22 protein-coding genes are annotated in these 26,336 nt (G+C 43.6%); 4 read left to right on the forward strand and 18 right to left on the reverse strand.

The features are described 5' to 3' along the window. Nucleotides 1–11: 11 nt before the first annotated feature. The 4 genes from DEHRE_RS09585 to DEHRE_RS09600 all read right to left on the reverse strand — a co-directional run bounded on the left by DEHRE_RS09585 (nt 12) and on the right by DEHRE_RS09600 (nt 5,637). A complete protein-coding gene (locus tag DEHRE_RS09585; protein ID WP_242836930.1) occupies nt 12–1,070 on the reverse strand; it encodes a GGDEF domain-containing protein in 1,059 nt (352 codons plus the stop codon). Nucleotides 1,071–1,176: 106 nt separating this feature from the next. Then, on the reverse strand, nt 1,177–3,711 hold the full coding sequence (locus DEHRE_RS09590) for an AMP-binding protein (protein WP_038603284.1): 2,535 nt from the start codon (nt 3,709–3,711) through the stop codon (nt 1,177–1,179). A 585-nt stretch (nt 3,712–4,296) separates the two neighbouring features. Then, complete coding sequence (locus DEHRE_RS09595; protein WP_015043167.1) at nt 4,297–4,572, reverse strand: GlsB/YeaQ/YmgE family stress response membrane protein; 276 nt, start codon at nt 4,570–4,572, stop codon at nt 4,297–4,299. A 135-nt stretch (nt 4,573–4,707) separates the two neighbouring features. Beyond that, nucleotides 4,708–5,637, reverse strand: coding sequence for a YegS/Rv2252/BmrU family lipid kinase (locus DEHRE_RS09600; protein ID WP_015045223.1), 930 nt, complete (start codon nt 5,635–5,637; stop codon nt 4,708–4,710). Nucleotides 5,638–5,831: 194 nt separating this feature from the next. Here DEHRE_RS09600 and lgt point away from each other — a divergent pair, with 194 nt between their 5' ends. The 3 genes from lgt (at nt 5,832) to hpt (ending at nt 8,153) form a co-directional block, all read left to right on the forward strand. Then, entirely contained in the window at nt 5,832–6,602 is a 771-nt protein-coding gene (lgt, locus tag DEHRE_RS09605) for a prolipoprotein diacylglyceryl transferase (protein WP_025205897.1), read from the forward strand. Between the two features lie 82 nt (nt 6,603–6,684). Further along, nucleotides 6,685–7,623, forward strand: a complete 939-nt coding sequence (locus DEHRE_RS09610) for a cytidylate kinase family protein (protein ID WP_242827268.1) — start codon at nt 6,685–6,687, stop codon at nt 7,621–7,623. Next, entirely contained in the window at nt 7,620–8,153 is a 534-nt protein-coding gene (gene hpt, locus DEHRE_RS09615) for a hypoxanthine phosphoribosyltransferase (protein ID WP_025205898.1), read from the forward strand. Before DEHRE_RS09610 ends, hpt begins: the two co-directional genes overlap by 4 nt. A 472-nt stretch (nt 8,154–8,625) precedes the next feature. Here hpt and DEHRE_RS09620 read toward each other — a convergent pair whose 3' ends face one another. From DEHRE_RS09620 to fdhD, 3 genes are all read right to left on the reverse strand, one after another. Beyond that, nucleotides 8,626–9,783: a GGDEF domain-containing protein gene (locus DEHRE_RS09620; protein WP_025205899.1), complete on the reverse strand. Its 1,158-nt coding sequence runs from the start codon at nt 9,781–9,783 to the stop codon at nt 8,626–8,628. Nucleotides 9,784–10,005: 222 nt separating this feature from the next. Then, nucleotides 10,006–11,568, reverse strand: a complete 1,563-nt coding sequence (gene hcp, locus DEHRE_RS09625) for a hydroxylamine reductase (protein ID WP_025205900.1) — start codon at nt 11,566–11,568, stop codon at nt 10,006–10,008. 414 nt (nt 11,569–11,982) lie between these two features. Continuing rightward, on the reverse strand, nt 11,983–12,813 hold the full coding sequence (gene fdhD, locus DEHRE_RS09630; protein WP_015045231.1) for a formate dehydrogenase accessory sulfurtransferase FdhD: 831 nt from the start codon (nt 12,811–12,813) through the stop codon (nt 11,983–11,985). Between the two features lie 341 nt (nt 12,814–13,154). Between fdhD and DEHRE_RS09635 the strand changes: the two genes are divergently transcribed. Next, the gene (locus tag DEHRE_RS09635; RefSeq protein WP_015045232.1) at nt 13,155–13,532 is read left to right on the forward strand and encodes a hypothetical protein; all 378 of its coding nucleotides are present in this window, start codon (nt 13,155–13,157) and stop codon (nt 13,530–13,532) included. 31 nt (nt 13,533–13,563) lie between these two features. On the opposite strand, the gene DEHRE_RS09640 is transcribed toward DEHRE_RS09635, so the two are convergent. The 11 genes from DEHRE_RS09640 to tnpA all read right to left on the reverse strand — a co-directional run bounded on the left by DEHRE_RS09640 (nt 13,564) and on the right by tnpA (nt 26,155). Further along, the gene (locus DEHRE_RS09640) at nt 13,564–15,021 is read right to left on the reverse strand and encodes an amino acid permease (protein ID WP_025205902.1); all 1,458 of its coding nucleotides are present in this window, start codon (nt 15,019–15,021) and stop codon (nt 13,564–13,566) included. Between the two features lie 108 nt (nt 15,022–15,129). After that, a complete protein-coding gene (locus DEHRE_RS09645; RefSeq protein WP_015045234.1) occupies nt 15,130–16,410 on the reverse strand; it encodes a DUF2284 domain-containing protein in 1,281 nt (426 codons plus the stop codon). A 14-nt stretch (nt 16,411–16,424) separates the two neighbouring features. Then, nucleotides 16,425–16,790, reverse strand: coding sequence for a prenylated flavin chaperone LpdD (gene lpdD / locus DEHRE_RS09650; protein ID WP_015045235.1), 366 nt, complete (start codon nt 16,788–16,790; stop codon nt 16,425–16,427). Next, nucleotides 16,787–17,347, reverse strand: a complete 561-nt coding sequence (locus tag DEHRE_RS09655; protein WP_025205903.1) for a UbiX family flavin prenyltransferase — start codon at nt 17,345–17,347, stop codon at nt 16,787–16,789. Before DEHRE_RS09655 ends, lpdD begins: the two co-directional genes overlap by 4 nt. Nucleotides 17,348–17,431: 84 nt before the next feature. Next, nucleotides 17,432–19,180, reverse strand: coding sequence for a hydantoinase B/oxoprolinase family protein (locus tag DEHRE_RS09660; protein ID WP_015045237.1), 1,749 nt, complete (start codon nt 19,178–19,180; stop codon nt 17,432–17,434). Next, nucleotides 19,177–21,252, reverse strand: coding sequence for a hydantoinase/oxoprolinase family protein (locus tag DEHRE_RS09665; protein ID WP_025205904.1), 2,076 nt, complete (start codon nt 21,250–21,252; stop codon nt 19,177–19,179). Before DEHRE_RS09665 ends, DEHRE_RS09660 begins: the two co-directional genes overlap by 4 nt. Before the next feature lie 40 nt (nt 21,253–21,292). Continuing rightward, on the reverse strand, nt 21,293–22,660 hold the full coding sequence (locus tag DEHRE_RS09670) for a UbiD family decarboxylase (protein WP_015045239.1): 1,368 nt from the start codon (nt 22,658–22,660) through the stop codon (nt 21,293–21,295). A 45-nt stretch (nt 22,661–22,705) separates the two neighbouring features. Beyond that, complete coding sequence (locus DEHRE_RS09675; protein WP_015045240.1) at nt 22,706–23,242, reverse strand: hypothetical protein; 537 nt, start codon at nt 23,240–23,242, stop codon at nt 22,706–22,708. A gap of 102 nt (nt 23,243–23,344) precedes the next feature. Next, nucleotides 23,345–24,070 (reverse strand): energy-coupling factor transporter transmembrane component T family protein, encoded by a 726-nt coding sequence (locus DEHRE_RS09680; protein ID WP_015045241.1) that lies wholly within the window; start codon nt 24,068–24,070, stop codon nt 23,345–23,347. Next, nucleotides 24,057–25,553: an ABC transporter ATP-binding protein gene (locus tag DEHRE_RS09685; protein ID WP_015045242.1), complete on the reverse strand. Its 1,497-nt coding sequence runs from the start codon at nt 25,551–25,553 to the stop codon at nt 24,057–24,059. Before DEHRE_RS09685 ends, DEHRE_RS09680 begins: the two co-directional genes overlap by 14 nt. A 155-nt stretch (nt 25,554–25,708) precedes the next feature. After that, on the reverse strand, nt 25,709–26,155 hold the full coding sequence (gene tnpA / locus DEHRE_RS09690) for an IS200/IS605 family transposase (protein WP_025205743.1): 447 nt from the start codon (nt 26,153–26,155) through the stop codon (nt 25,709–25,711). Nucleotides 26,156–26,336: the final 181 nt, after the last annotated feature.

The following is a 26,336-nucleotide window of genomic DNA, read 5'->3' on the forward strand; positions in this document are numbered from 1 at the left end:
GATTTTGATCTTTAAGCTTCTTTATGGAAAAGATCAACGCCGAAACGGCTGCCTGAGATGACCCTGTTCTTCCCTGCTGTTTTGGCAGCGTAAAGTGCTTTATCCGCAATCTCAATATTTTCGGTCAGCGAGCAGCCTTTTTGATAGAGACAGACACCGGCACTCACGGTCAGTGGCTTATCAAAATAACTGTTAAGTGCAAATTCTTCCCTGATTTTATCCGCTTTCAGGCAGGCGTCCTCCAGGCCGCAGCCATAAAGAATAATTAGAAACTCCTCACCGCCGTAACGGCAGATGAAATCAGTGGCCCTGGCATTTGTTTTTAAAACACGGGCTAAAACCAGCAAAACCTTGTCGCCAAAGACATGTCCCTTCTGATCATTTATCTTTTTAAAATTATCAATATCAAAAATGGCAATGCAAAAAGGCTGCCCTGTCCTCTGATAATTGGATACAGCCTTCTGAAAACTCTTTTCCAACAGCAGGCGGTTCGGAAGCCCCGTCAGCGGATCTCTGGCCGCCTGATTTTTGGCCTTTCTGAACTGATATTGGCTGATATTCAGCAAACTGTTGACTTCAAATACAATGATAAAACCGAAGGCTAGGAGCAGAAGGCTGAACAGATAGATATTCACGGATACAAACAGATCCGAGATTTTGAATGACGTAATGAATAAAGAGGCTACGCTTTCGGCAGCAGCAATGATCAAACCCGGAATCCCATAACGCATGCCGTGAAAAGAAACAAAGAAGAAATAGGAAAAAAAGAGCATATTCAGTAATCCAACATTTCCTGCCATCAACAGGGTACAAACAGGAATATCAAGCACTAAGCAGAGTCGCATCATTTTCTCGGCCCGGGTGTCCTTGCTGAAGACACAAACGGAAATAAATGCATTATATAGAAGGGCGATAAAGAAACCAACAAAAAACACGCCCGTGAAAGAGCCCTGAAAACGGATCAGCTCAGCCAGGGCAACAATAAGCAGTCCCCACCTAAAGAGCAGGAATTTTCGTTCCAGCGGTTTATATTTGATCAAATCAAACTTTCTGACCAACTGTTTCACCACATTTTGCGAATTACGTAAATATTATACCATAATTTTCTATTCATCCAAAGAAAATTTTTGCCATTTTTGCCATTTGATAAACACAATAAGGTTTCCTAGAAGTACCTTAGGCAGTTTCAATACTGTTGTCGGCCTGAAGGTTTAACTTTTCGACCGCGTTTTCGCGCATTTTATATTTCATAATTTTGCCTGCGGCATTCATCGGGAATTCTGCGACAAAGTCAATATAACGCGGTGTTTTGTGCTTGGCCATGTGGGTGCGGACAAAATCCTTCAGCTCATCAGCGGTCAGTTCGACACCGTCCTTCAGTATGACACAGGCCATAATCTCTTCCCCATATTGTTTGTCAGGGACACCAATAACCTGAACGTCCTTGACCTTTGGATGGGTATAAATAAAATCTTCGATTTCTTTCGGATAGATGTTTTCCCCGCCGCGAATGATCATGTCCTTGATACGTCCGGTAATTTTATAGTATCCGTTCTCATCGCGTCTGGCCAGGTCGCCGGTGTGCAGCCAGCCGTTCTCATCAATCGCCGCAGCGGTGGCTTCGGGCATTTTATAATAGCCTTTCATGATATTGTAGCCCCTGGCAACAAATTCGCCGTCCTCATTATCCGGAAGATCTTCCCCGGTCTTCGGATCCACGATCTTGCACTCAACTCCTGGCAAAGCACGGCCCACAGTGGCAACCCGCAGTTCGACGGAATCGTCGACACGGCTCTGGGTGCAGCCGGGTGAAGATTCGGTCTGTCCGAAGACAATGGTGATTTCATTCATATTCATCTTCTCGACGACATCCTGCATGACCTTCACAGGACACGGGCTTCCTGCCATGATTCCGGTCCGCATGTAGGAAAAGTCTGTTTTCGGAAAATCTTCATGCTCGAGCATCGCAATAAACATGGTCGGAACACCGTGGAAGGCGGTGATTTTTTCCCTGTTGATGCAATCCAGCGATATCTTCGGCGAAAACGCCGGTATCGGGGACATGGTCACCCCATGGGTCATGGACGCAGTCATCGCCAGCACCATCCCGAAGCAATGGAACATCGGGACATGAATCATCATGCGGTCGGCTGTGGAAAGATCCATGCAGTCGCCAATATTTTTACCGTTATTCACGACATTATAGTGTGTCAGCATAACGCCTTTCGGGAACCCTGTGGTTCCTGAGGTATACTGCATGTTGCAGACATCATGACGGTTAAGGGAAAGCGCACGGCGGTATACTTCCTCAACGGGGACTTTGTCAGCCAGGGTAATCGCATCTTCCCAGGTCAGACAGCCGTTCTGCCTGGAATCAACCGTGACAATATTGCGTAAGAAAGGCAGCCGTTTGATATGCAGCGGCTTTCCGGCCTCGGCAGTCTCCAACTCGGGGCAAAGCTCCTTGATAATGCCGACATAATCGGAGTCCTTATATCCGTCGATCATGACCAGCGTATGTGTATCCGACTGGCGCAGCAGATATTCTGCCTCATAAATCTTATACGCGGTGTTTACGGTTACCAGCACAGCGCCAATCTTGGTCGCCGCCCAAAAGGTAATGTACCACTGCGGAACGTTGGTGGCCCAGGTCGCAACATGGTCCCCGGGTCTGACACCCATCGCGATCAGAGCGCGTGCAAATGTGTCAACATCGTCCCGGAATTCTTTATACGTACGGGTATAATCCATGGTCGTATAACGGAAAGCATACTGATCCGGGAACTCATCCACCATCCGGTCAAGCACCTGGGGGAAGGTCAGATCAATCAGCGTGTCTTTTTGCCAGATATATTTTCCGGTCTTGGCATTGTTATCGTACAAATGACCTTTCACCGATGTTTTTTCCGTGTAACGGCTCATATATTCTGCAAAATTCGGGAAAACAACGCCGGCATCATCCAGGTCCGCCGCCCAGCGTTTGACCCATTCCAGGGAAACATAACCTTCATAGTTAATCGAATGCAGGGCCCGCATCATCTCATCGATGGGTAAATCTCCTTCTCCCATCATGCGGTACCGGGTGGTGCCGTTCTCTACAACGGAATCCTTGATATGTACATATTTAATGTAGGCACCAAGGTTCTGAACAGTCTTTCCAGGTGTCTCATCTGCAAAACGGTAAGGGTGATGCATATCCCACAAGGCACCAACATTGTCACTTGCAACATCATTTAACAGCCGACATAAACGGGAAGTATCTGCATAGACGCCATTCGTTTCGACCAGGAGGGTGACGCCTTTTTCTTCCGCCAGAGGTACCAGACGGTTTAACGCAGCAAGCACCACCTCGTCATCGACTTCACCAGCCAGCTGCGGTGCAATATCGGCAAGGATACGGATATACGGGGTTCCTAGCTTGGAGGCTAATTCAATATACTGAACGATCTCCTGATGATTCTGTTCCGCTTTCTCAGCATACTTTAGACAACAGCCGGAAGACAGACAAGGAATTTGAATACGGAGTTCGGATAACTTTTTTATGGTTTGCGGCAACTGAGACTCAGTAAAAGGCTGGGCCTGCACTGCAAATATCTCACTGCCCAGACCGCGGATTTCAATGCCGTCAAAACCAAAGTCCTTGGCCATGGAATAGATATCGGTCCAGCTGAAATCCGGGCAACCCAGGGTTGAAAACGCAAGTTTCAACATAATCTCCTCCTAGCATTTTATATCTTATAAACTATAGAAAACTTTACTGGTGCCATGTCTCTAGTACCTTGTCAACCTTAAAACTGTAATATAATGGGGAGCAGATTTCTTTTAAGACAAGGCGGAGGATTGAGGCATACCGAGCGTATGGTGATTGAAGTCCACGGATGGACAAATGTCGCGGATGCCATGGATGGCATAGGAGCGACAAGACAACGCAGTATTAACAGAAATCTGCCGCCAGGATATATAGATTTAGGGTTGACATGGTACTAGCTGCACCTAGAGATATCAGAAAGTGCTTAGACTTTTTCTGATATACCAAAAAAGCCTTCACCCCTTAGCATTTCTGTTAAAGACGAATGCTTTATACTGTCATGGTACAGCCTTTAAATATAAAACTGTATGATATAATTTTAGGTAATGCTATCAAATTTTCGAATATTTGTCAAGTGTTGTGGATCAGTATGCACTGAGACAGAACTGTGCTAAGTCAGTTGTGCTGGGTTGATTTGGCTGCTAAATAAAAAACGGCTGGAGATTTACTCCGCCGTTTCTGGCATCCATCAAAATCCGGGATAACGTTTACGACTGATACTGATTGTGATGTTTCCTGCCCGTTAAGGCATTGACGATGGACAACAGGATCACCGCACCGAGTAGAGCAACCAAGAAACTCCAGATATTAAATCCATTGATCCCTATTCCTCCGAAAATGTTGACGATCCATCCACCGATGAACGCCCCGATGATCCCGACAACAATATTCATTCCAACGCCCATTTTGGCATCACGGCCTGTAATCATGCTGGCAATCCACCCCGCAAGGCCGCCTAAAATAATCCAGCCGATAACACTCAAGACAATTCCTCCTTTTCATCAAATATTTTAAAGCAATTTGTTTTCATCATTAATCTGCCCAAAATAAAAATATTTACCCGAACCTGTCTTCAATACGAATGTTTTCATTAACGTTTGCATTGAAAATTTTTACATCTAAATTAAGAAGCCAAAACCGGTTTTATCCAGATAGCCTTCCTCTTGATTCTCTCTGGTAATGACTTTAAGTTTGGCGGGCTCAACAGTGACTCTTAACGGAAAATCAAACCCTTTTTCTCCGTCTAAATCCGTACCAATCGATTCCCGACAGTTGATTGTCAGCTCTGCCGTCTGGAAGTAGTCTACATATGGGCTCTCCGCATGTTCACCGTTCGCCACTTTGATAACCAGCGGGATCAGTTCGAGAACTGGACATGGTTTAAAAATATACACATCAAGCAGACCATCGCTAATAGAAGCCAACGGCGCTATCCTCTTAAAACCGCCTGCCGATTTGCCATTCATAATCAAGATGAAATACACTTCATCGTCGCGGTTGGCTTCCCGGCTCCGAATACTAACTTTCACCGGCTTCATATTGGCGAATTCTTCAACACCCTTTAAATAATAGGCGAGAGCCCCAAAACTTTGTTTGATTCTTTTGGGAGTTTTTTGGCTGACATCGATCAGAAAACCCAGACTGGCCACATTTAAAAAATAGCGGCCATTGGCGACCCCGATATCGCAAACTGTAAAATGATCCTGAAGCAGAATCTCCGTCATTTCATTGACCCGCTCCGGAAAATGAAAATAACGGGCAAAGTCATTGGCAGTTCCTACCGGATATATTCCAACCGGGATCTGGCAATCATAACAAAAAAGAACATTGATGACCTGGTGGATCGTCCCGTCGCCCCCGGCAATCCAGATCCTGTTGAAACTGTTGATATCCGCTGAGGAGACCATTTTTTCCAGGGCTTCCGTAGTGCTGACCCTGTAAGGGACCAAATAATAGCCTTTATCTTGGACAGCTTCAATAATGCTGTCCAAGTGATTATTAAAGCTGCCGTTTCCGGCAAGCGGATTATAGATTAATAATATTTGCATTGTCTACCCCCTGAAAACAATTCATAGCAAAGAATCATGGAATAACCTTAAACTTACCTGATAACACCACAATACTACGGTATCGGTCTTTTCGCAAATATCCACTACACTATTCCTGGGAAGACTTCAATCGGGCATTTTTGCTGGACAATTCCGGAAAGATAGTGTATTCATTAATACGGGAGTTGATATTCTTGAACCCTATTGCATTTGAAATGGGTCCTTTTTCTGTTCATTGGTACGGTATACTGATCGCTCTGGCGTTTTGCGCCGGACTCATTCTCGCAAACTATCATACGAACTATCGCAGGCTGGACCCGGACAAATTTTTTAATCTGCTGATTGTTATGATTCCCGCTGCTCTGATCGGCGCCAGACTGTATTATGTCCTGTTCAATTTGCATTATTACATCGCTTATCCGGCGGAAATCGTGGCTGTCTGGCATGGCGGATTAGCCATTCACGGTGGAATTATCGGCGGTTTTCTGGCGGTCTTAGTGGTTACCCGCAGAGATCCGGATTTAAAATTCTGGTCTGTGGCCGATGTTATCGCGCCAAGTCTGGTTATCGGCCAGGCGATTGGCAGATGGGGCAACTTTCTTAATCAGGAAGCACATGGCGGCCCGGTTAGTGAATCCTTTATCAGTGAATTCCCGCATTTTATTCAGCAAGGCATGTATATTGACGGCCAATATTACCATCCGACTTTTTTATATGAGTCTTTATGGGATACTTTGATCTTTTTGTTCTTGTTCTGGCTGATCAGGAAGAAATCAACACCTGACGGCATCATTTTCTTGCTTTATTTATTGCTGTACTCGGCAGGCCGTTTTATTATTGAAAGTCTCAGAACCGATAGTCTGATGCTTGGTTCATTTAAAATAGCCCAAGTCATCAGTATTGCAGCAATTTTGCTTTCGGTCGTTCTTCTCTTTGTAAAACTTAGAAAAAAGAAACCAATTTAGTCATTTCCAGCGTTCCGACGCTAATTGGCCTGGTATGGTATAATAATCTGAGGACTGAACCGGTATCATTACTGCTGTGGGGGTGACTGATTTGGTATTTCTTACGATTTCCAGACAAACAGGAAGCCTGGGGAAAGAAATATCTGGGCTCCTCGCCAAGAAATTGGATCTGCCTCTGATTACACACGATTTTGTTATGAACCAATGGCTGCCGGAGATTGCCGACAAGCATGAGCTACATATGCTGAAAGAAAGCCCTGGCTTTTATTTGAATCTGTCCTCTCAAGGCCTTACCTTTGCCGAGCATATTGAAAACAGATTAAAAAGTTATATTTCTGAACAGCCTGCTATCATCTTCGGTCTCGGCGCTCAGATTATTTTCTCCCGCCATCCTGAAGCGATCCATGTCAGAATCATAGCTTCAGATGAAGTTCGAACCGGCCGGGTCATGCATAATCTCCATCTGGACCGCTCCAATGCCGAAAGATTCCTGGAGCTGACCGACCGCAAGCACAAACGGTATATTTCCACCATTTATCATAGAGACTGGTCTGATCCTTCTCTTTACGGTATTACGCTGAACACAGATTTTTTCGGCATCGAAGAAGGTGCTGCGCTTCTGGAGTACTATGCCAGAAACAAGCAACTCTACTCCCCTGCAGCTGAATATCCTTCTCAGGACGGTAAAAAACCGGTCACTTTCAAGCATCCATCCGAAGAGGAATTTGCCGGAATCCTGGATATGTACCACCTTGACTGGGAGTACGAGCCCCGTACGTTCCCGATTCAATGGGATGAAGAGGGCAATGTTACCATGGCGTTTTCACCTGATTTTTACCTACCTAGATTTAATACGTTCATTGAACTGACCACGATGAACCAAAAATATGCTTCAGAAAAAAAGAAAAAGGTTGAGCTGCTCAAACGGCTCTATCCTGGCACCAACATTAACATTGTCTTTAAAAATGATTTTTATTCCCTTTTGGAGAGATTCGGCATTAAGAAAGGATCTGCACAATGAATGCTAATGCTGTTGGGAAGATCATTTTCACTGCAGAGGAGATTCAACGGAAAGTCGCCGAAACCGGGCGAATCATTGATACCGACTATCAGGGCAAGGAGCTGGTTGTGATCAGCGTCCTAAAAGGATCGTTTTACTTTTTGGCTGACCTGACCCGGCACCTGACGATACCCTTAAGCCTTGATTTTCTGTCGATCAGGGCCTTCCCTGATGAAACGAATAAAACTGGCATTGTAAGATTTGCGAAAGATCTTGACCTTTCGATCACCGGCAAACATGTTCTTTTAGTAGAAGATGTGGTCGGAACCGGACTTACGCTTGCTTATATCTGCCAGCACCTCGAAGCTGCGAAGCCCGCTAGTCTAAAAATATGCACCCTGCTGGACAATCCCTCGGAAAGGCTCCTCACCATTAACATCGATTATTGCTGTTTTCTTATGCCGGACCAATTTGTAGTCGGGTATGGCCTCGATTACCAGGAAAAGTACCGAAACCTTCCGTATATCGCAGCCTACAAGCGCGAAAAATAGAAAACGAGCTCCAACGAACCTTTATCAATGTATCCCCAGTATTACCCTCAATTTCGTTTCCCGCTATCCATCTTCCTAAAAAGACCTTCGTCTACAGATATTCCGTTTACTCATTACCCACTTCAGTCTGATTTCATTTCAGAATTTGCCTCTTAAAAATTCTTTTTACAGATTTTCTTGAACCAAACCTTCATTTCTATCAATCCCGTTGCAGACTCTTTTCTTCGAAACTCTCCAGATATAGTGAACCTTTTCGTTCACCGACCTAATCATCCAATGATAACGTTTTGTTCCCATTTTGGGCTTCACTGGTATTCCATCTTAGGAATTCCTTGGAGCTTGTTATTATCATACACAAAATACAGGCTTTCGGTCAACCTGCAAATATCGTGATTTAGGGTGAAATTAATAAAATGTTACGAATTTTCAGTCTATTATAACGGTTTTTCTTTAGCTCAAAAAGAATTACTTGCTAAAAGGAATCAAATCCCACGGATCCTCCCAAATCCGCTTTTTTATTCTTTTTTTGGCTGTACATCAGATTGTCAACATGGTTGAGAAATTGCTCAATGCTGGCATATCTCATATCAAAGATGTCAGTCCCAAAGCTTCCTTCCAGCCTGTAACGCTTTCCGGAAGTTTTATTATACGCTTCAAAAGACACATTGATTCTCTCAATTGTTTTCTCCAGAGCTTCTTTGCTGTCACATTCCATAATTACCGCGAATTCATCGCCACCCATCCTGGCAATAATGTCTGTTTTTCTTAGGACACTTCTTATTAGCCCAACAGCAGTCTGGATCGCTTTGTCCCCTTCGGAATGCCCATATTGGTCATTAATTTGTTTCAGTCCGTCAAGGTCGGCATAAATAAGCCCAAATTTATCATCGGCCTTATGGTGGATCCTTCGGGAAATGTAATAGTCAAAAGATCCTCTCGTCCATACGCCGGTCAAGTTATCCAGATGAGCCATTCTTTGCTGCAGAAAATAATAAATAATCACGAGGGAAAATGCCGTACAGCTCCACATCAGAAGCACACCATAAAACATCGACTGAAGAATCCCTCCGATAATCGGCAGTATTCCAAATGCTATTAAAGGAATCCATTCCTGCTTAATGATTTTCCCTTTTCTTTTAAATATCTGTATCAGACTGATTATCAGATAAAAATAGGTAATTACAGCTGAAACGAGAAAAAGTGATCCCCGGTGGTAGACATTCGCACTGTCTATATCGAAGATAAAACCATAAATAGGCGATAAAACGGTCAGTACCGTATTGATGACAATCGGAATGAAATACAGGATTTTCCTGGTTTTAAAAATTGTGCTGTCTGGTTCAGTCCAGCTATAATTAAATTTGTACCACGAATAGGTTAACAGCGGCGCCGTAATAAACAAACATATGTGCATCAGCTCCGACACCGGGATCAACCATAACTCAGGGCGTCTGTTGATCATGCAGGTCAGCGTTTCAAAAACAAGCTCCAGCATAATGACTAAAGACGTAGTCAGAAATTTTTTATTGATACTATCCTGCCGGTCAAGACTCTGGTAAGCAATCAAAAATACTACCCCTAACAACACCAGGGCAGCAAGATTAATATCAATCCGTAAAAATACCTGCATACTTTTTACCAGCCTTTATGTCTAAGATCAACGCATGAAAACATTATAGCATAATTTTGTGGAATAATTCACGTAACGTAACGTGATCTAGCAGTCCAAGTGAACATGGATGTGAAACGCAGCTAGGTCATGCTAAATGTGCAAAAAAAAGGGGCTATTAACACCCAAAATGAAATGCTGCCAACATAGTGTCAGCAGCATTCGGATTGACGGTGATCCCTTTTATTTAGCCAGAATGGCTGTTAAATCATTCTCTGGTGTAGAGATCGGTGTGATATTGAATTTTTCAACCAAAACGTTGCGTACATTGGAAGAGAAAAAAGCTGGAATGGATGGTCCGATATAGATATTCTTTATGCCCAGGGCCAAAAGGGTCAACAGAATGCAGACCGCTTTTTGTTCATACCAGGAGAGCACCAGTGTTAATGGCAGATCGTTTACGCCGCATTCAAAGGCCTGGGCCAGCGCAACAGCAACCTGGATAGCGGAATAAGCATCGTTGCATTGTCCCATATCCATCAGCCGCGGCAGTCCCCCAATTTCTCCAATGTTCAGATCATTAAAGCGGTATTTTCCGCAGGCAAGTGTCAGTACGACCGTATCCATAGGCGTCTGCTTCACAAACTCGGTATAGTAGTTTCTGCCGGGCTTTGCACCATCACAGCCACCAACCAGGAAGAAATGCTTGATTGCTCCGCCCTTGACGGCATCGATCACTTTATCCGCAACTCCGAGAACAGTATTCCGGGCAAAACCTGTCATCAGCTCATTTCCGCCGTTGATCCCTGTCCTGTATTGATCTTCGCTGTAGCCGCCAAGTTCAAGCGCCTGCTTAATCAGGGGCGAGAAGTCCTTGACTTTGGCATCCGGGATATGCTTCATTTCCGGATAACCGACGACGGATGTCGTATAAACCCTGTCAGCGTAACTGGCTTTGGGTGGCATCAGACAGTTCGTCGTAAAAAAGATCGGAGCCGGAATATTGTCAAATTCCTTTTGCTGGTTCTGCCAAGCCGTTCCGAAATTGCCCTTCAGATGCACATATTTTTTAAATTCAGGATAGGCGTGAGCTGGGAGCATTTCACCATGGGTATAAATATTGATTCCTTTTCCTTCTGTCTGTTCCAGCAATTGTTTCAGATCGAGCAGGTCATGGCCGGTGATCACAATGAATGGGCCTTTTTCTATGATTGTTGTAACTTTGGTTGGCACCGGATGACCATAAGCCGAAGTATTCGCTTCATCGAGTAGCGCCATGCAGGCAAGATTGGTTTTGCCGAATTCCATCAGCAACTCCAGCCATTCATCGACGGAATGATCTTCCCCGATAGCTTTCAATCCTTTATAAAAGCAGGCGGTGACTTGAGGATCCTGCTTGCCTAGAACATACGCATGCCAGGCATATGCTGCCATTCCGCGTATCCCTAACAGCAAGGTCGAACGCAGCGAGACGATGTCCGGATCGCCATGGAACAAAGCTTCAGGTGCAAAATCTTCCGCCCCGCCAAGTTTGTTTTTCTCTTCATTTACCTTTTGTATGAAGGCATCAAAATCTTGAGGATCAAAATTAACATTGGTCACTGTGGCAAACAGGCTCTGCATCACCAAAGCATCTGTTTCCGGTGTAGTTTTCTGACCGGATGCCGCTCTGGCCAATCCAATCAGGGTACAAGTAAGCTCATCATGCTTATTAGCCACTTCCGGTTTCTTTCCGCAGACCCCTGCGTTCGTGCATCCTTTTCCGCCGGCAGTTTGTTCACATTGAAAACAGAACATTTGAGACATACAAATTTACCTCCTCTATATTTTTTTTTTAATCGTGGTCTTATCTTTTTAATCATACGTAAAAAACTGCCAGAAATCGGTATCCAAGGTTACAAAAATCAGATGCCATTTTCTTAATATTCTGATAATATTTAATCCGCATATCCGCAGTTATATTCTCTCTTTGAATCATGGAATCATCGTTGAAATTGATAGCAAATTAATTGTGGATAATTGTGTGAATATTGTGAATTATATATACGCAATACGCTTGTTTATTTCATGGAATCAATGGCAATATGTTCGGAGGATCGTGGGTATTGCTAAGAGGGTTTAATAATTTAAACATTCTGTCATTTTAAAGGATTTGTATACTATTTCTAGATAAGTTAAGAAATTCCTACCATTCGACAAATTTTTCAAAATATGCGGGCATTAGATTTGGCTGTCGGAGGTGCCAACCAGCCTTTCCGGGCAGGCATAAACAGTGCCTTTGCCTCCTCTGACATAGCCGAGAAGTGTAATGTTATATTCTCGGGCAAGCCTGATGGTCGCTGTTGTGGGCGTCGATTTGGAAACTACCACGGGTGCTCCAAGCCTGATCATTTTCATGAGCATTTCCGAAGTAAGTCTGCCGCTGATAAAAACCATGCCATTTGCAGCTAGTTCCATCTTGTTTGCCTTCATCAGTATTCCTGTCATTTTATCGAAACAGTTGTGCCGGCCAATGTCTTCATTTAGCACTTCAAATCCTTCAGTGTGAAATAAGACACTGTGGACGCCTCCAATCGTATGAAATATCTCAGACTGTTCAATGAACTTATCCATGATTGTCAAGATATTTCCTGCGGAAAAAGTGGATTTGTTCGTGCTGACGGCGTACTGCGTCTTTTTCAGCGGATTAATGTAGGTATAACACTTGCCACAGCCGGAAGTGATGCTTCTCAGACTTTCGCGTCTGTCAATAACGACTCCTTCTCTAAGTTCAATCAGCACTGCCAGCATTTTCTCATTGTATTCGATGCTTTCAATATCTTCATAAGAACCAATAACACCCTCATTATATAGAAAACCCAGGGCCAACTCCTCGTGATGCCGGTTCAGACAGAGAACGGAAACAAGCTCCTGTCCATTGACTATCATTTTAAGGGACACTTCGGCGATAACCTTTCTCACCGCTTCTTTCATCACAATGGCATCATTTTCTCTTTGGATTTCTACTACCTCAAATTCTTCGTAGATGATTCCTTCGTCAGCAGCATTCATTATTTACCCTCCAAGCAGCAATATTGCATTTGTATCCTCCAACAGTATCGGAGTTGGTCTTTCTTACCTGCAGCGATCTCCTGGCTGAAAGCCCCACCCTATTTTACCACTAAAATAAGATTTACTGAAATTAATAGGGCATGATTCATGATCAATCCGAATAGATTTCAGTATATTTGCAAGGCATTTTATCAATAATAGAATAGACTGAAAGACTTCTTTCAGTACAAGCATCAAGACATTGAGTCAGTCAGGTGGTGGAATAAAATCTGGATACTGACGGAATCATCGCAAAGCTCAACTGGTTTTACAGCCTGGAACTGAACCAGGTTGATCTTTATATGGCGCAAAGTAAATTGGTCGAAGATATCTATATCAGCAAAGTATTGGAACGGTCATCTTATATTGAACAGCAGCATGTCGATAACATTGCCGCCCAAATACGGAAATACAATAGGGAACCGACCATTTTGGGGGATATTGTTTCCCCGCTTCTGGGAAAGACCGCCGGGAATATTACGGCTGCGTTTGGAATAGTCCCCCTGCTAAAAGCTGATATTCTTCTGGAGAAAAAAGCAATGAGTGATTATAAAGACTTGATTTTGAAAATCGGAAAAGATCATACGTTGTTTTCTGTCCTGTGGGCCAATCTAATTGACGAAGATCTGCACACGGCCTGGTTTTCAAATAAAGTTCAGGAACTAGAGGCTTGCCGCTAAATTTTTTATTTTTAGGCAGGATTGACCAAGATCATTCTGGCTTTTTGTCTGCCTGAGAATCCGCTTTTTCTATTAAATCTCTGGAGAATTCTACGGACAATTTCGTTTTACAAGTATTATGGTTTAATCGTTTATTATTGGCTCTATTAGCGTCATTTGTTTGTAATTTATTGATCCGGGTTAGAAACATATAGAGGACATAAAACACAGCAATCATGATGATCCCTGCAATAAGACCTGTTCCCTGCCCGGAGATAAATGGCATACTTAGGATAATCATGATCAGACTCAGAAAAACAATCCAGGTAGAATAGGGGTATAAAGGCATCTGACACTTGCCTGATGGCGGACACCCATATTTCTTTCGAAAGCGTAAGTGAGTCGCCATAATTACTGCATACGTAAATAACAAAGCAAACCCACCGGAGCTTATCAAAAACAAGTATACACTTGGGAGCAAAAGACCAATGCCCAATCCTGCAAGCATGGCTAAACCAGAAATCAGTATTCCCCGATACGGGACATTTCCTTGATCCTTTAACCAACTGGGTGCCTGACCTTCTTCGGCAAGAGACCGCATCATTCTGCCCAGACCAAACATCGCTGCCAGCATGGTAGAAAGTATCGCTGTTATGAGTACAAAATTAATGGCGTTGCCCGCCCAGCCAATTCCCCATCTATCAAGCGCAGCTACCATGGGACTGAATTTTTCACTTAGACTGGAGGTGGGGATTAACGGAAGCAGCACAGCAATAGAGACAATATAAAATCCTATCAGAATTAATACTGTATGGGAAATTGCTTTGGGAATCGTTTTTGTTGGATTGTCGGCTTCCGAAGCAGCCAGTCCAATAATTTCAAAACCTGCATAGGAAAATATGACGATAAGCATACTCCCTGCTATCCCTTTAATCCCCGCCGGCATCAAAGGTTCCCTGACTAATTCTCCGGCACCTATTTGGGAGACAGTCGGAAATAATCCCAGGATTAAAAGTAAGGCGATGATGATAAATGAAGCCAGGGCTAACAGCTTGACGGCAGCCAGACCACTCTCGAGCTTACTTAATTTATCAGCTCCCAATAAATTTAGCAGCGTGACACTTACAATAATTAAGCTTCCCAATCCGGCTATGGAACTATTGGGAACCCATTCACGCATCAGGATCGATACAGCGGTAGCCTCACTGGACATAGCCAAAACCATCCCAGCCCAGTATACCCAACCAACTACAAAACCGGTTCCTTTGCCAAAGGTTTGGGCTGCAAAAGTACGAAAGGAACCAACATCAGGATTCGCAACCGTCATTTCGGACAAGGCAAAAAGGATAAAATAAACGATGACTCCGCCAAGAATAAAGGAAACGATAATCGAAGGTCCTGCAGCATTAATAGCTACCGATGAGCCCAGAAAAAAGGAACCCCCGATTACTGTTCCCAAAGCCATCATTGTAAGCTGCCAAACTGATAATCCCTTATGTTTTTTCTTCATCATTGTATTCTCCATATTCAGGTTTGTGATTTCCATTATTGTTTCTCAAAATCACAAAACCATTCTGTTTGGAGATAACAATTCAATCCATCTAAAGAAACCTATCATTTACTCCAGAAGCAACAACCCAAAGTATTTAACGAATTCCTGTTTATCTTTTAAGGTTCGCATTGTAAAGCCTTGCTTAGAAACGGTAGCAAAAACATCAATGCCGGCGCTTTCCATAGAGGGACGGGTCACTGTACACTTTTTGGGCGGTGCTGGCGGTTTGCACTCGCTGCAAATATGGCATGGTCCTGCCCAAAAAGAGAACGCTTTATAAAAACCTTGTTTAAAAACCATTTTTTCCGCATTCAGCATCAGTTTTTGAAAATCCCTTGTCGGCGGTTGGCCTTCAATCAGAAAAGCTTTGGTATAGCCGTCTAATTTCACCCTCGTTTCCTCATAGGAGGGGCTATTTGGCGGACAGCACTTTTCCCCATAGCTGGAGCATCCATAGCGGCAATGATCTTTTGTCCAGTGGGCCATAACCACATCCTGAGGATTGATCATCGTGATGGACTGAATAGGCAGTCTTTTTAATCTTGCGTAAATTTGCGCTTCTTTTGTTATGTCCAGCTCTTCTAATTTATGCCTATTCTTGGATGCAAAAATCACTGAGATATCACCTGTAAGGGGTAATAAAGGCGTTTGATGCATATGCCTCTTCTCAAAAAATCCAGAGACATCTTTAGCAGAAAAGATGTTCGCCGAAAGCACGGAACTGTCTTTTTGAAGAAGGTAATTTTCATATAGGTTAATAGCCGTATATAAAGAATATTCTTCAGAATACCGACCCATGACAGCAATTACTGCGTCATCGTTAATGGTTTCCGCGTGTTTTTCATAATTTGCGCCTGTGATGATCAGATCATAGGGCAATTGATCATTAAAAGAAATCCCCCTACATTGCTTCATCATAAACTTTTGAATTGATAGAGAAAAAACATCAGGAGAAATCCTATCAAGGAAGACATTCCCCCTAAAATATTCTAACATGGACGTAAGTCTTTCAGCGATAAAGATATGGCTGATTTCACCGTTTTTTAAAGCGTCCAGGCTAAAAAAAGGACTAGTTGCCGAAAGATATTTGGCGCTGACAGGGGCATTGCACAGATAGCCTTCTTTCCTAATGATTAAACCCATTTTGTCTAAAACGTCGAGGAAAAGAAACGTTCCTTTCTCATCGAGATGAAGGCAATTGGTCAGATCACCGAAAGATTTTCCTTCTTCAATCGCGGTAAAAATATCGCATGCCATCGCCTTCTGAAGAATCGCTGCTGTTTGCTGTTCCGCTTTGACTTGCAATAAAAAGTCATAGTCATTGTTTTGATAATCAATTTTGTTCATGCCGGTCTCATCCTTTAATTTGTTTTGCTATCAGTTCTCTTTGCATAGTTCTCTTTCAAATACGCGACGACTTTTCGGATCCCTTGTCGATGATTTTGCAGTACAATTTCAATTTCTTCTTTAGCAAGGTTGTCTTGATGAAATCCTGCAGATACCAAGCAAATACAGTTAAAAAGCTTGGAAACTTCCTGTGCCAGAGGTTCGGCCAGGGCGTCATCACGGTGGCCTTCTACGGTATACTGTGTAACCGTACCGCAGTTTCCGACCGCTATGCTGCCGATATGCTGTTTCCCTCCGGTAACGATAATTACAATGTCGTGTCCAATTATCGATATGTCGTAGGACAGGGCGAGCTTGTCTTGTCCGATATCTATGTTCATTGGTCACTTCTCCATCTTTCAAAGAGATTGTGCGGAATCTTCAGCAAATCCAACACCTTGCCAACACTTTGATTCACAATATCGTCAATGGTTTTGGGCCGGTGGTAGAAGGCAGGCATGGGAGGGATGAGTATTCCGCCTGCTTCCGTTACGGTCGTCATATTTTTCAGATGAATTGAAGAGAGCGGTGTCTCTCTTACCATCAAAAAGAGAGGACGACGCTCTTTTAAGGCCACGTCGGAAGCGCGCACAATGAGGTTATCGCTATAACCGTTGGCAATTGCCGACAGCGTTTTCATGCTGCAAGGTGCGACAATGGTTGCGTCTATCCCGTAAGAACCGCTGGCAACAGCCGCGGCCAAGTCATTATTGTCGTATACGGTATCTGCTAAAGACTGAATGTAATCTACCGAATAGTCTGTTTCAAGCGAGAGAGTTTCTTTAGCCCACCCGCTCATGATCAGCGAAACGCGATGTTCTGTTTCTTTCAGAACCTCCAATAAACGTACACCGTAGATCACCCCGGTTGCCCCTGTCATGGCTAAAAGAATTTTCATTTTTTCATTCCTTATTTCATTCGTCATTCTTTATTACCGTATTCTGTATTACCTAATTCTCTATAACCGTATTTTGATTACACATTAATTCTTACACAATTTTTTACCGTTTCTCAATTTATTCGTTTTATCGTAATCAATTCCTTCTTCTGTGATAACAACACCATAAATATCTACAGCCGTTTTGATTGTGATGATCTCATCCAAGACATCATCGTACACTTTTTCGGCAGGGCGGTCTAAGGGATTACCCCATCCGCCGCCACCGCTGGAGTTCAGAATAACCTGATCGCCTTTGGCAACACGTCTAGGAGCTTCTTTACTCTCCATGATAACTGGTTTTTCCGTATGAAGAAAGACACCTTTGTTTAAGCTCCCTTGATGTCCTCCGTTTAAACCATAGGGAGCAAATTTCATCCCATCACCAAAATTCACGATATGGCTGCCTTCATCGTATAGTTCAAACGCGTACCGCATCCCTGCGCCACCCCGGTATTCGCCGGCGCCTGCAGTATCCGTTTCCATTTCATGATAACGTGTGATGTGGGGATATTGGATTTCGTTGGATTCAATATTAGGCGTTCTAACCCCTCCGAAATTGGACATGGCAGACATATAGGATTTTCCGTCACTTCCTTTCATGGCGCCGCCGCTCCCGGTCGAACAGAAAGAAAATCCCACATAATAGCGGTTATTTCTGGGATCCTTACCGTAATAGGAAGGTCCTGCATAGCGCGCATATCCTGCAGGAACCTTACCGGGGCCTGCTTGACCCAAGGCTTGAAAAATGGTGCCGATAATTTCGCTGGCCGGAGTCAAGGTACAAAGCGTTACAGGCGCCGGTTCATAAGGGTTTACCAAAGAACCTTTGGGCAAATTGACATCGATGCAGCGGAATGCTCCACCGTTTCTTGGAATATCAGAGCCTAAAAACCAAAGAACAGCAATGCCCGAAGCCGTCGTCGCTGTGACAACAGAAGTATTGATAAAACCTTTAACCTGCTTATCTGTACCTTCGAAATCGACCAAGAGACGGTCTCCTTCTACCTTTACGGCAATTTCAATTTTGACGGGTTCTTCTTGATAACCATCATCATCGATATATTCGGTCGCCCGGTAAATGCCATCGGGCACCTCTCTGATCCGCTTTCTCGTCAGCATTTCAGTTTGTTCCAAGGTTTCAGCAATAGCTTTGTTCACGACAGCGGGCGTATAAGCTTCCACCATCTCCAGGATACGCTTAACGGCAACTTTATTGGCGCCGATTTGGGCTAGAAGGTCGCTTTTCAGCATTTTCGGATTCCGAGTATTGATGAGAATCATATCTAAAACTTCAATAATAAATTCGTTGTTGCTCATCAATTTTGTTGGGGGAATGCGGATCCCTTCCTGGAATATCTCAGTCGCTTTGGGGTTATAGCTCCCGGCGGTAGAACCGCCGATATCCCCGTGATGGGCGCGGCTGACACAGAAGAACATCAAACTTTCCTCAAAAAAAACAGGTGTAATAATCCCGATGTCCGGCAGGTGATTCCCTCCGTCATAGGGGTCGTTGATGATAAAAACATCCCCGTTTTTGATGTTATCCTTATATTTTCTTAAAACAGATTGGACGCTGAAGGAACCTGCCGTTGCCAGAATCGGAATACCGCTTAACTGAGAAACCAGCTCGCCGTCTTTGTCACAGATGCAGCAGGCAAAGTCGCAGGCTTCTGCGAAAATGGGGGAATGGGCGGAATGCTCCAAAGCAAGCCCCATTTCTTTAGTGATACTGTCGAGACGATTGGCAATAACGGTGCGATTAATAAGTTCTTCCGTATTTGTCCTTGTCATACTTGCGTACCTTCTTTTGTTAATGTCAGAACACCATTTTTGACCGCTTTGCCTACAAAGCCAGCGGGAATTAAAACCGTGGTGTATTCAAAATCAATCAAAGCGGGACCAGTGATATTTTTTGTACCATCACCAATGAAATCACCGGCGTGATAAACGGGGACAGAAATTTCACCTGCTTGTCCAAACGGTTCTCCTGCCACTGTTCTTTCTGTTAAGGGAAGCTTGTTTTCAGCAAACGGAAAGAGCGTGTTTTCCTTTTCTGTTTCCATACAAGCCAGATGGATATTGATGATTTCCCATTCCCTGTCTCTTTCTGCATATTCATAGATGCTTTCGTGGGTATGATTAAAGGCTATGTCTAAAGCATCCCTGCTCTCACGCGTAAAAGTTCCTTGCCAGGGTACGGATATCTCATGGTGCTGTCCAATATAGCGCATTTCAAGAGTAAGGCGGAAATCCTGCTCATTTTCCGGTACACCTAAATGAATGAGCTCTGCTTTTCCTTCTTCTTTCATATCCTTGATCGCAGCATTGATTTTTGCGGGATTCCATTGTCCCCTTTCCATAAAGAAACTTCTGATGAAATCGCTGCGGCGAGATGCTCCTAACATGCCCCAGGCGCAGAATACCGGTCCGGTAACGGGAAACAAAACTTCGTTCATATGGAGAGTGTCCATCATATTGGCTGCAAACAGAGGGAATGCTCCTCCCGCACTTATCAACCTGTATTTTCTGGGGTCATTGCCTTTTTGTACCGTGACAAGGCGAACAGCATCCGCCATCATCTCTGTCGCAATACGGTAGATGATCGTCGCTCCTTCCGTCACCGGGACATTTAACGCTTTCGCAACTTTATCGTCAATCGCTTTTTCAGCCAGTATTTTATTTAAGCGCATGCTGCCGCCCAGGAAGTTTTCTTCATCAATCAAACCGAGAACAACCAAAGCATCTGTAACGGTGGGTTCCGTTCCTCCTAAACCATAGCAAGCGGGACCTGGAACTGATCCGGCAGAGTCCGGACCCACCAGAATTCTTCCGCTTTCATCCACCTGGGCAATACTGCCGCCACCGGCACCAATGGAAGTGATATCAATGGTCGGAATCGCTAGGGGGTATCCTGCTATTTCAGATTGGGGAATAAGCCGATTTTCGTTGCCCGCCACATGCACATCAAAACTGGTTCCACCCATATCAGCCAACACAGTATAGGGATTTTTCATCATTTTTCCCATGGCTTCGTTACCGCAGGCACCCCCGGCCGGTCCTGAAAGAAGGGTTTTAACGGCGAAACGTGCCATGGCATCCGTATCGCTTAAACCGCCGCTGTTCATCATCATATTAATGGGTTTATCCCAACCATATTGCCCAAGTTCTTTTTTTATGATTTTGAGATAATTTGTTAGAACCGGTGTCAGATAAGCATTAAGTACGGTGGTAGACGTTCTTTCATATTCCCTGATTTTTGGCGCTACTTCCGAAGACAGGGATACGAATACATCGGGAAGTTCTTCCTGAATGATTTCAGCCGTTCTTTTTTCATGTTCCGGATTCAGAAATGAAAAAAGGTAGCAGACAGCAATACTCTGCACACCGTACTCTTTACATTTCCGGCAAGCAGATCTTACAGTGTTTTCATCCAATTCTTTGATGGTATCACCTTGATAGTCCATTCTCTGCGTTATTCCTAACCGCAGTCTGCGGGGGACCAATAATTCCGGCATTTCCGCTGTTAGATCCCATTGATTTTCCAATTGAGAACGTCGTATTTCCAGCGCGTCACGGAATCCCTCCGTGGTGAAAAGCGCGGTAACCGAACCTTTTTTCTCTAAAATGGCGTTCAAAGCTAAGGTGGTACCGTGAATGATTTGTTCCGTTTCCGCAAGGAGTGGTTCTAAATCCGTATGCCAGGCAGCTGCCAATTTTTCCAAGCCAGCGATCATCCCCTGGGCAGGATTCTTATGATTGGTAGGATTTTTTACAAAGATCGTTTTGGTTTCACTGTTTTGAAACGTCCCTACCGCGGTGTAGTCGGTGAAAGTACCTCCTGTATCAATGGCAATTTTAATCATACGCTCATCCCTTAATCGGTATATTTAGAACACACAACCCTTATTTGGCATATTTAAGAAGCCGTTGCACTGCTTCTCTTACTTCATCGTCCAATTGGATTTTAGGGGCGAAACCGCTTAAGGGCTTTGTGGCATCAATCCCCATTTTGGACGTACGGCTTAATTCATCCGTTGAGGGGTCAAGGGTCACACCCATTCCCAGGTGCTGCGGTAAAATGGAAACCCCTTTGTCCGCCTGTAATCTTGTGGCAAGTGCCCATAGGACTTCCTCTTCGTTAAAGACATCAACATCTTCATCCACCACAATGACCATCTTGATATTGTGGTCGACTGCAAAAGCGGCGTAAATGGCTTGCATAGGCTGCCCTTCGGCAATTTTTTTCATAGAAATATAGCAATGAAACAATCCGCAGGCCGAAAAAGGTGCATGAACTGCTTTGATATTCGGCAAAGTCTGATGCAACGCATTTATGACGTCGCCCTCTCTCTGAATGGCTACAACCGTGATATGTTCACTGCTCATCCCAGGTGTCAAGTCATGATAAAAAGCATTTTGCCGGTAGCGGATGGCTTTGACTTTGAAGACATTTTCCGTACTTCGATAGCAGGCATAATTCGTAAATTCAGCGAAAGGACCTTCCTTTTCCCGCACATCAGCCAGTATTTCACCTTCCAGGACAATTTCCGCATAGGCCGGAACCTGTAAATTCACAGTAGCGCAGGGCGCAACTTCCAAAGGCTCACCAAAAAGCCCTGCAATTGCCCCATATTTGCCCTGGTCATACGGGACAAGGGCCATAGATCCCAGGGCAATATTGGGATGAACGCCAATCACGATGGCGGCTTCCAAGCTTTGCCCTTTTTCTTCGCTTCTTCGAAAATATTCCCAGAGTCTTTGACGGGAATGGAGTGAAATCCCTAAGGTATTCTTGTTTTTTAACTGCATGCGGTGGAAACCTAAGGTTTCCACACCGCTTACAGGGTCTTTGGCAACACACAGTCCAGAGGTTACATAGGGCCCGGCGTCAATCGGAAAATGAATTGGGATTGGAAGCTTATAGAGATCGATGTCATCGCCAGTGATACAATGTTCGGCAAAAGGAGGGTTCTTAATAACTTTGACCTCTTCGATCCGTTTTTTGATACGTTCGGCATAGGTTTCAGAAACTTTAGACGCTTCGACACCCAGTCCTTTGCCAAACCGTTCTCTGGTGCTTAAGATACTGGTCACCACAGGAAACGCACTGTTCTCTACCTTATCGAAAACCATGACGGGATAACGGTGCTCTTTTTCCAGTTCCATAATGAGGGTACTGATTTCATACGCTCTTTTAACTTCTTCTGTGACATGCTTCACTTCACCCTCTCGCTCCAGCCGCTTCAGAAAATCTCTCAAGTCCTGGCTCATATCCTAACCTCTTTTCTTAATTGCATTGTCTAACTCAAATTTTTCTTATCTGACTAAACCTGATTTTTTGATGCTATCATATATTAATTTTGTGATCACCGTGGAAAGAGGCCAACAGATAGCGATGGTAATCAATGCTTCAATTACGGCAACCTTGATGGGTAACTGGTAAATATTGATTAATCCAATACAAACAACAGCATTCCCTAAAACATTGCAGAGAAATTGGGCGAGAATGTGGTGCCACCATTTTTCCATGGAGCACTTGGCTGCGACGAATGATACGGCAAGTGACCCGATGGCATTCGCGAAGATAAAAGCAATCCACAGCGGGCTGTACCACATGGAAATTAATGCTTCGACTTCCCCTGCAATCATTCCGGCAGGCTGTTTATAAAGCAGGACGATGAGTGCCGTAAAGGAAGCCCAGACCGTACCGTTAATTAAGTACATGCCTGCTTTGCCTGTGGGAAGAAGATTGTCAATAAATCCTGTAGCTTGACAGGCTATGACAAAGACAATACCTAAAAGAATGGATCCTACGAGTGCTTTGGTGTCGGTTCTGAAAAATTTGTTGTTCATAATGTCCTCCTAAAATAAAATATTTTTTATATTTTAGTACCAGGTCAACCCTAAATCTACTTGTTCCCTCTCGTTAAATTGTTTACATGTGTTTTGGAGTTATCAAGGTACTAAGTTAACTGTAATGAAAAATAAGACAAGAACCATCATGTTGATCATTTCCCAGCTTTTTAAATGCAATTGTTTGCTAAAAGTTCGCTGCTTGCTTCGGCCATAGCCTTTTAATTCCATCGAAAGAGCAATATCTGAAGTATGCCGGACTGTACGATATAGCAACGGCATAAACGTTAACGGAAGATTTTTTATTCTATTTTTAATCCCTTCAGAGGGATAACCCCGAACAGATTGACTCTCTGAAATTGCCAGATATTCCTTTTGCATCAGAGGGAAAAACCGCTTTGTCATAACGACCAACATGGCATAGCGATAAGGAACATGCCATGATATGAGCATTAAAGCAGCATCTGTGGCAGAAGTCCAGGTCATAAACTGAACAGCAGCAAAGGTCACGGCAGCAGTGCGGGAAATACCTAAAGCAGCAGCCGGAATAGCGCCAGTATAAACAGATACGATTCCCCACTGCCAAAGAAGTTCTCCATCCCGGCAGAACAAAAGCTGTATGACAATAATTTGCGAGGCAACTAAAAGCATTACAGGTACTAGTATTTTATATTTTTTTAAATGGTTAGAAAAAATACAATCCGTAATCATTACCAATGCAATCATCCCAATTTCCTGGATCAGATTCTGCGAAAGTAAAGCTGTAAGGATCAGTGTTAAACACCATACCAATTTCGTGCGCGGATCAATTTTTTCAATGAAGGCCATTAGCAATGCCCTCCTTCTGAAAATCTAACCCGATGTCCTTCAATGTTTTTTCAAAAGAACCAATTTCTTGGGTCGGAATATCCAATACCAGACGGTGCTTATGCATCGCCACAATACGATTGGTATATTGTTTTGCCAAACCCAGGTCATGGGTAACGAGAATAACCGTTTTACCTTGTTGCTGAAATGCAGAAAGCAGCTCCATAATCAGGGCACTTTGTTCTTCATCTAAGCCTGAGGTCGGTTCATCAGCTATGATAATCTCAGGATCTCCTACTAAAACAGAGGCAATTGCCAGTTTCTGACGCTGGCAGCGGCTGAGCCTGTGAGGATGGATATCGGCGTATGCTAACAGCCCGACTTCAGCTAGAATTCCATTTACCTTCTCTTCAATTTCCCCTTCCGGCAGTTTTCTTTTTCTTAAAATAAATGCTACCTCGTCTTTTACTGTGTTTGCAAAGATTTGAAGATCAGGGTTTTGAAACAGAAAACCTATTTGACTGCGTATGGTTGCTAAATTTCTTTTGGTTAGGGGTTTGCCAAATATTTGAATCGCACCCGCATCCGGGACAAGCAAACCTTCTATTAACTTTAAGAGCGTCGTTTTCCCTGAACCATTGAGTCCAATCAACCCAATAAAATCACCGTGATTAATCGCCAAATCAATTTTTTCACATCCCTTAAAATCCCCTTTATAGGTAAAGGTTAGATCCTTCACTTCAATTATTGTTTCATCTGTTGCTGTAATATTTTTTGCTGGGCTGATTTTTTTATTTAACCGTTCTAGATAGTCATCAGGGCTGCATTCTTCTTGAATGGCTCCTTCAGCCATGATAAGAATACGATTGGTATAAGGGAGAATATCGCAGGCCCGGTCCATCACCATAATCACGGTAACTCCTTTTTCTCTGTTTAAATAAGCGATATGAGAATAGAGGTCTTGTTTTCCCTTTCCGTCTAATTCTGCGGTGGGCTGATCTAAAACAAGAATGGGAGTTTCCATCGCTAGAACACTTGCCAATACCACTCTTTGGGCTTGGCCGCCGGACAGTCCATCCGTATTTCTTTGTTCAAAACCCTCCAGTCCAACGAATTGTAAAGTTTTTTTGACTCTATGCTTAATTTCCTCCCAAGGAAGTTCCATATTGGCAATACCGAAAGCAACTTCTTCTTCTACCGTGATACTGACAATCTGATTTTGCGGCTCCTGCATCATATAGCCGATGTGATCGCACATTTTTGCTAAGGGGATTTCATTAATGTTTTTCCCCATCACCTTAATGGTGCCGTTTAACTGTCCATTGAAAAATTGAGGCGCTGCTCCGGTGATGCTATGGAGCAACATCGATTTGCCCGATGCAGCTTCCCCTGTAATGGCAATGAAATCTCCTTTATTAATGGTTAAGTCGATATCTTTTAATACTTTTTTTGTTTCCGGTGGAAAAGTAAGAGCTTCTATTTTAAGCTGTACCACAGGTTCCATAGGATGAAAACCTCCATATTAAATGCAATAAATACAAAGTCATGACCACCCGTAAAACGGGTGGCATGCTCTAGCCCTATAAGGGCTTATTGCAAGCCTGCACCTAAAAGTGCTGGCTTGCACTTCGTTCAAGCCATTCAGCATTTATTACCTGGCTAACCCCTGAAGGGGTCTTCTAACTCTTTGACACTTACCTTATCATTTATCTGATCATGCAGTTCCTGTTCTCTTACATATTTTGCTATGGTCGCTTCATTTAGTCCCACAGTACTGACATAGTACCCGGTTGCCCAGAAATGGCGATTGCCAAACTTATATTTCAAATTGGCATGCCGATCAAATATCATCATTGCGCTTTTTCCCTTCAAATACCCCATGAAACTTGATACGCTCATCTTCGGTGGAATTGATACAAGCAGGTGGATATGATCGGGCATTGCATGCCCTTCGATTATCTCTACACCTTTATATTTACAAAGCTCCTTTATTATCTGCGTTATATCTGACTTGATCTGCTTATATATTACCTGCCTCCTATACTTTGGTGTAAATACTATGTGGTATTTACACATCCATTTTGTGTGTGCTAAACTTTTATCCATAGAAATTCCCCTTCCTTTTTGCTTTTTGATGGCTTGAACATTCATCATTATAGCGGAAGGTGAATTTCTTTTTTATAATTCTTTGTCTCCACCCGTGTAACGGGTGGTTTTGTGTTCAAAACGTATACGTTTTGAACTTGCTGAAGCATTAATAAAAAAGTTTCAGTTTGAGGGACTCTAA

It is taken from the genome of Dehalobacter restrictus DSM 9455 (genome assembly GCF_000512895.1).
Classification (GTDB): domain Bacteria; phylum Bacillota; class Desulfitobacteriia; order Desulfitobacteriales; family Syntrophobotulaceae; genus Dehalobacter; species Dehalobacter restrictus.

What these genes read in the sequence shown, in the direction of transcription:
- DEHRE_RS09590 (WP_038603284.1), bottom strand. Translation starts at nt 3,711, where the DNA reads ATGTTGAAACTTGCGTTTTCAACCCTGGGTTGCCCGGATTTCAGCTGG.
- DEHRE_RS09600 (WP_015045223.1), bottom strand. Translation starts at nt 5,637, where the DNA reads ATGCAAATATTATTAATCTATAATCCGCTTGCCGGAAACGGCAGCTTT.
- hpt (WP_025205898.1), top strand. Translation starts at nt 7,620, where the DNA reads ATGAATGCTAATGCTGTTGGGAAGATCATTTTCACTGCAGAGGAGATT.
- DEHRE_RS09620 (WP_025205899.1), bottom strand. Translation starts at nt 9,783, where the DNA reads ATGCAGGTATTTTTACGGATTGATATTAATCTTGCTGCCCTGGTGTTG.
- hcp (WP_025205900.1), bottom strand. Translation starts at nt 11,568, where the DNA reads ATGTCTCAAATGTTCTGTTTTCAATGTGAACAAACTGCCGGCGGAAAA.
- fdhD (WP_015045231.1), bottom strand. Translation starts at nt 12,813, where the DNA reads ATGAATGCTGCTGACGAAGGAATCATCTACGAAGAATTTGAGGTAGTA.
- DEHRE_RS09635 (WP_015045232.1), top strand. Translation starts at nt 13,155, where the DNA reads ATGGCGCAAAGTAAATTGGTCGAAGATATCTATATCAGCAAAGTATTG.
- DEHRE_RS09640 (WP_025205902.1), bottom strand. Translation starts at nt 15,021, where the DNA reads ATGAAGAAAAAACATAAGGGATTATCAGTTTGGCAGCTTACAATGATG.
- DEHRE_RS09645 (WP_015045234.1), bottom strand. Translation starts at nt 16,410, where the DNA reads ATGAACAAAATTGATTATCAAAACAATGACTATGACTTTTTATTGCAA.
- lpdD (WP_015045235.1), bottom strand. Translation starts at nt 16,790, where the DNA reads ATGAACATAGATATCGGACAAGACAAGCTCGCCCTGTCCTACGACATA.
- DEHRE_RS09655 (WP_025205903.1), bottom strand. Translation starts at nt 17,347, where the DNA reads ATGAAAATTCTTTTAGCCATGACAGGGGCAACCGGGGTGATCTACGGT.
- DEHRE_RS09660 (WP_015045237.1), bottom strand. Translation starts at nt 19,180, where the DNA reads ATGACAAGGACAAATACGGAAGAACTTATTAATCGCACCGTTATTGCC.
- DEHRE_RS09665 (WP_025205904.1), bottom strand. Translation starts at nt 21,252, where the DNA reads ATGATTAAAATTGCCATTGATACAGGAGGTACTTTCACCGACTACACC.
- DEHRE_RS09670 (WP_015045239.1), bottom strand. Translation starts at nt 22,660, where the DNA reads ATGAGCCAGGACTTGAGAGATTTTCTGAAGCGGCTGGAGCGAGAGGGT.
- DEHRE_RS09675 (WP_015045240.1), bottom strand. Translation starts at nt 23,242, where the DNA reads ATGAACAACAAATTTTTCAGAACCGACACCAAAGCACTCGTAGGATCC.
- DEHRE_RS09680 (WP_015045241.1), bottom strand. Translation starts at nt 24,070, where the DNA reads ATGGCCTTCATTGAAAAAATTGATCCGCGCACGAAATTGGTATGGTGT.
- DEHRE_RS09685 (WP_015045242.1), bottom strand. Translation starts at nt 25,553, where the DNA reads ATGGAACCTGTGGTACAGCTTAAAATAGAAGCTCTTACTTTTCCACCG.
- tnpA (WP_025205743.1), bottom strand. Translation starts at nt 26,155, where the DNA reads ATGGATAAAAGTTTAGCACACACAAAATGGATGTGTAAATACCACATA.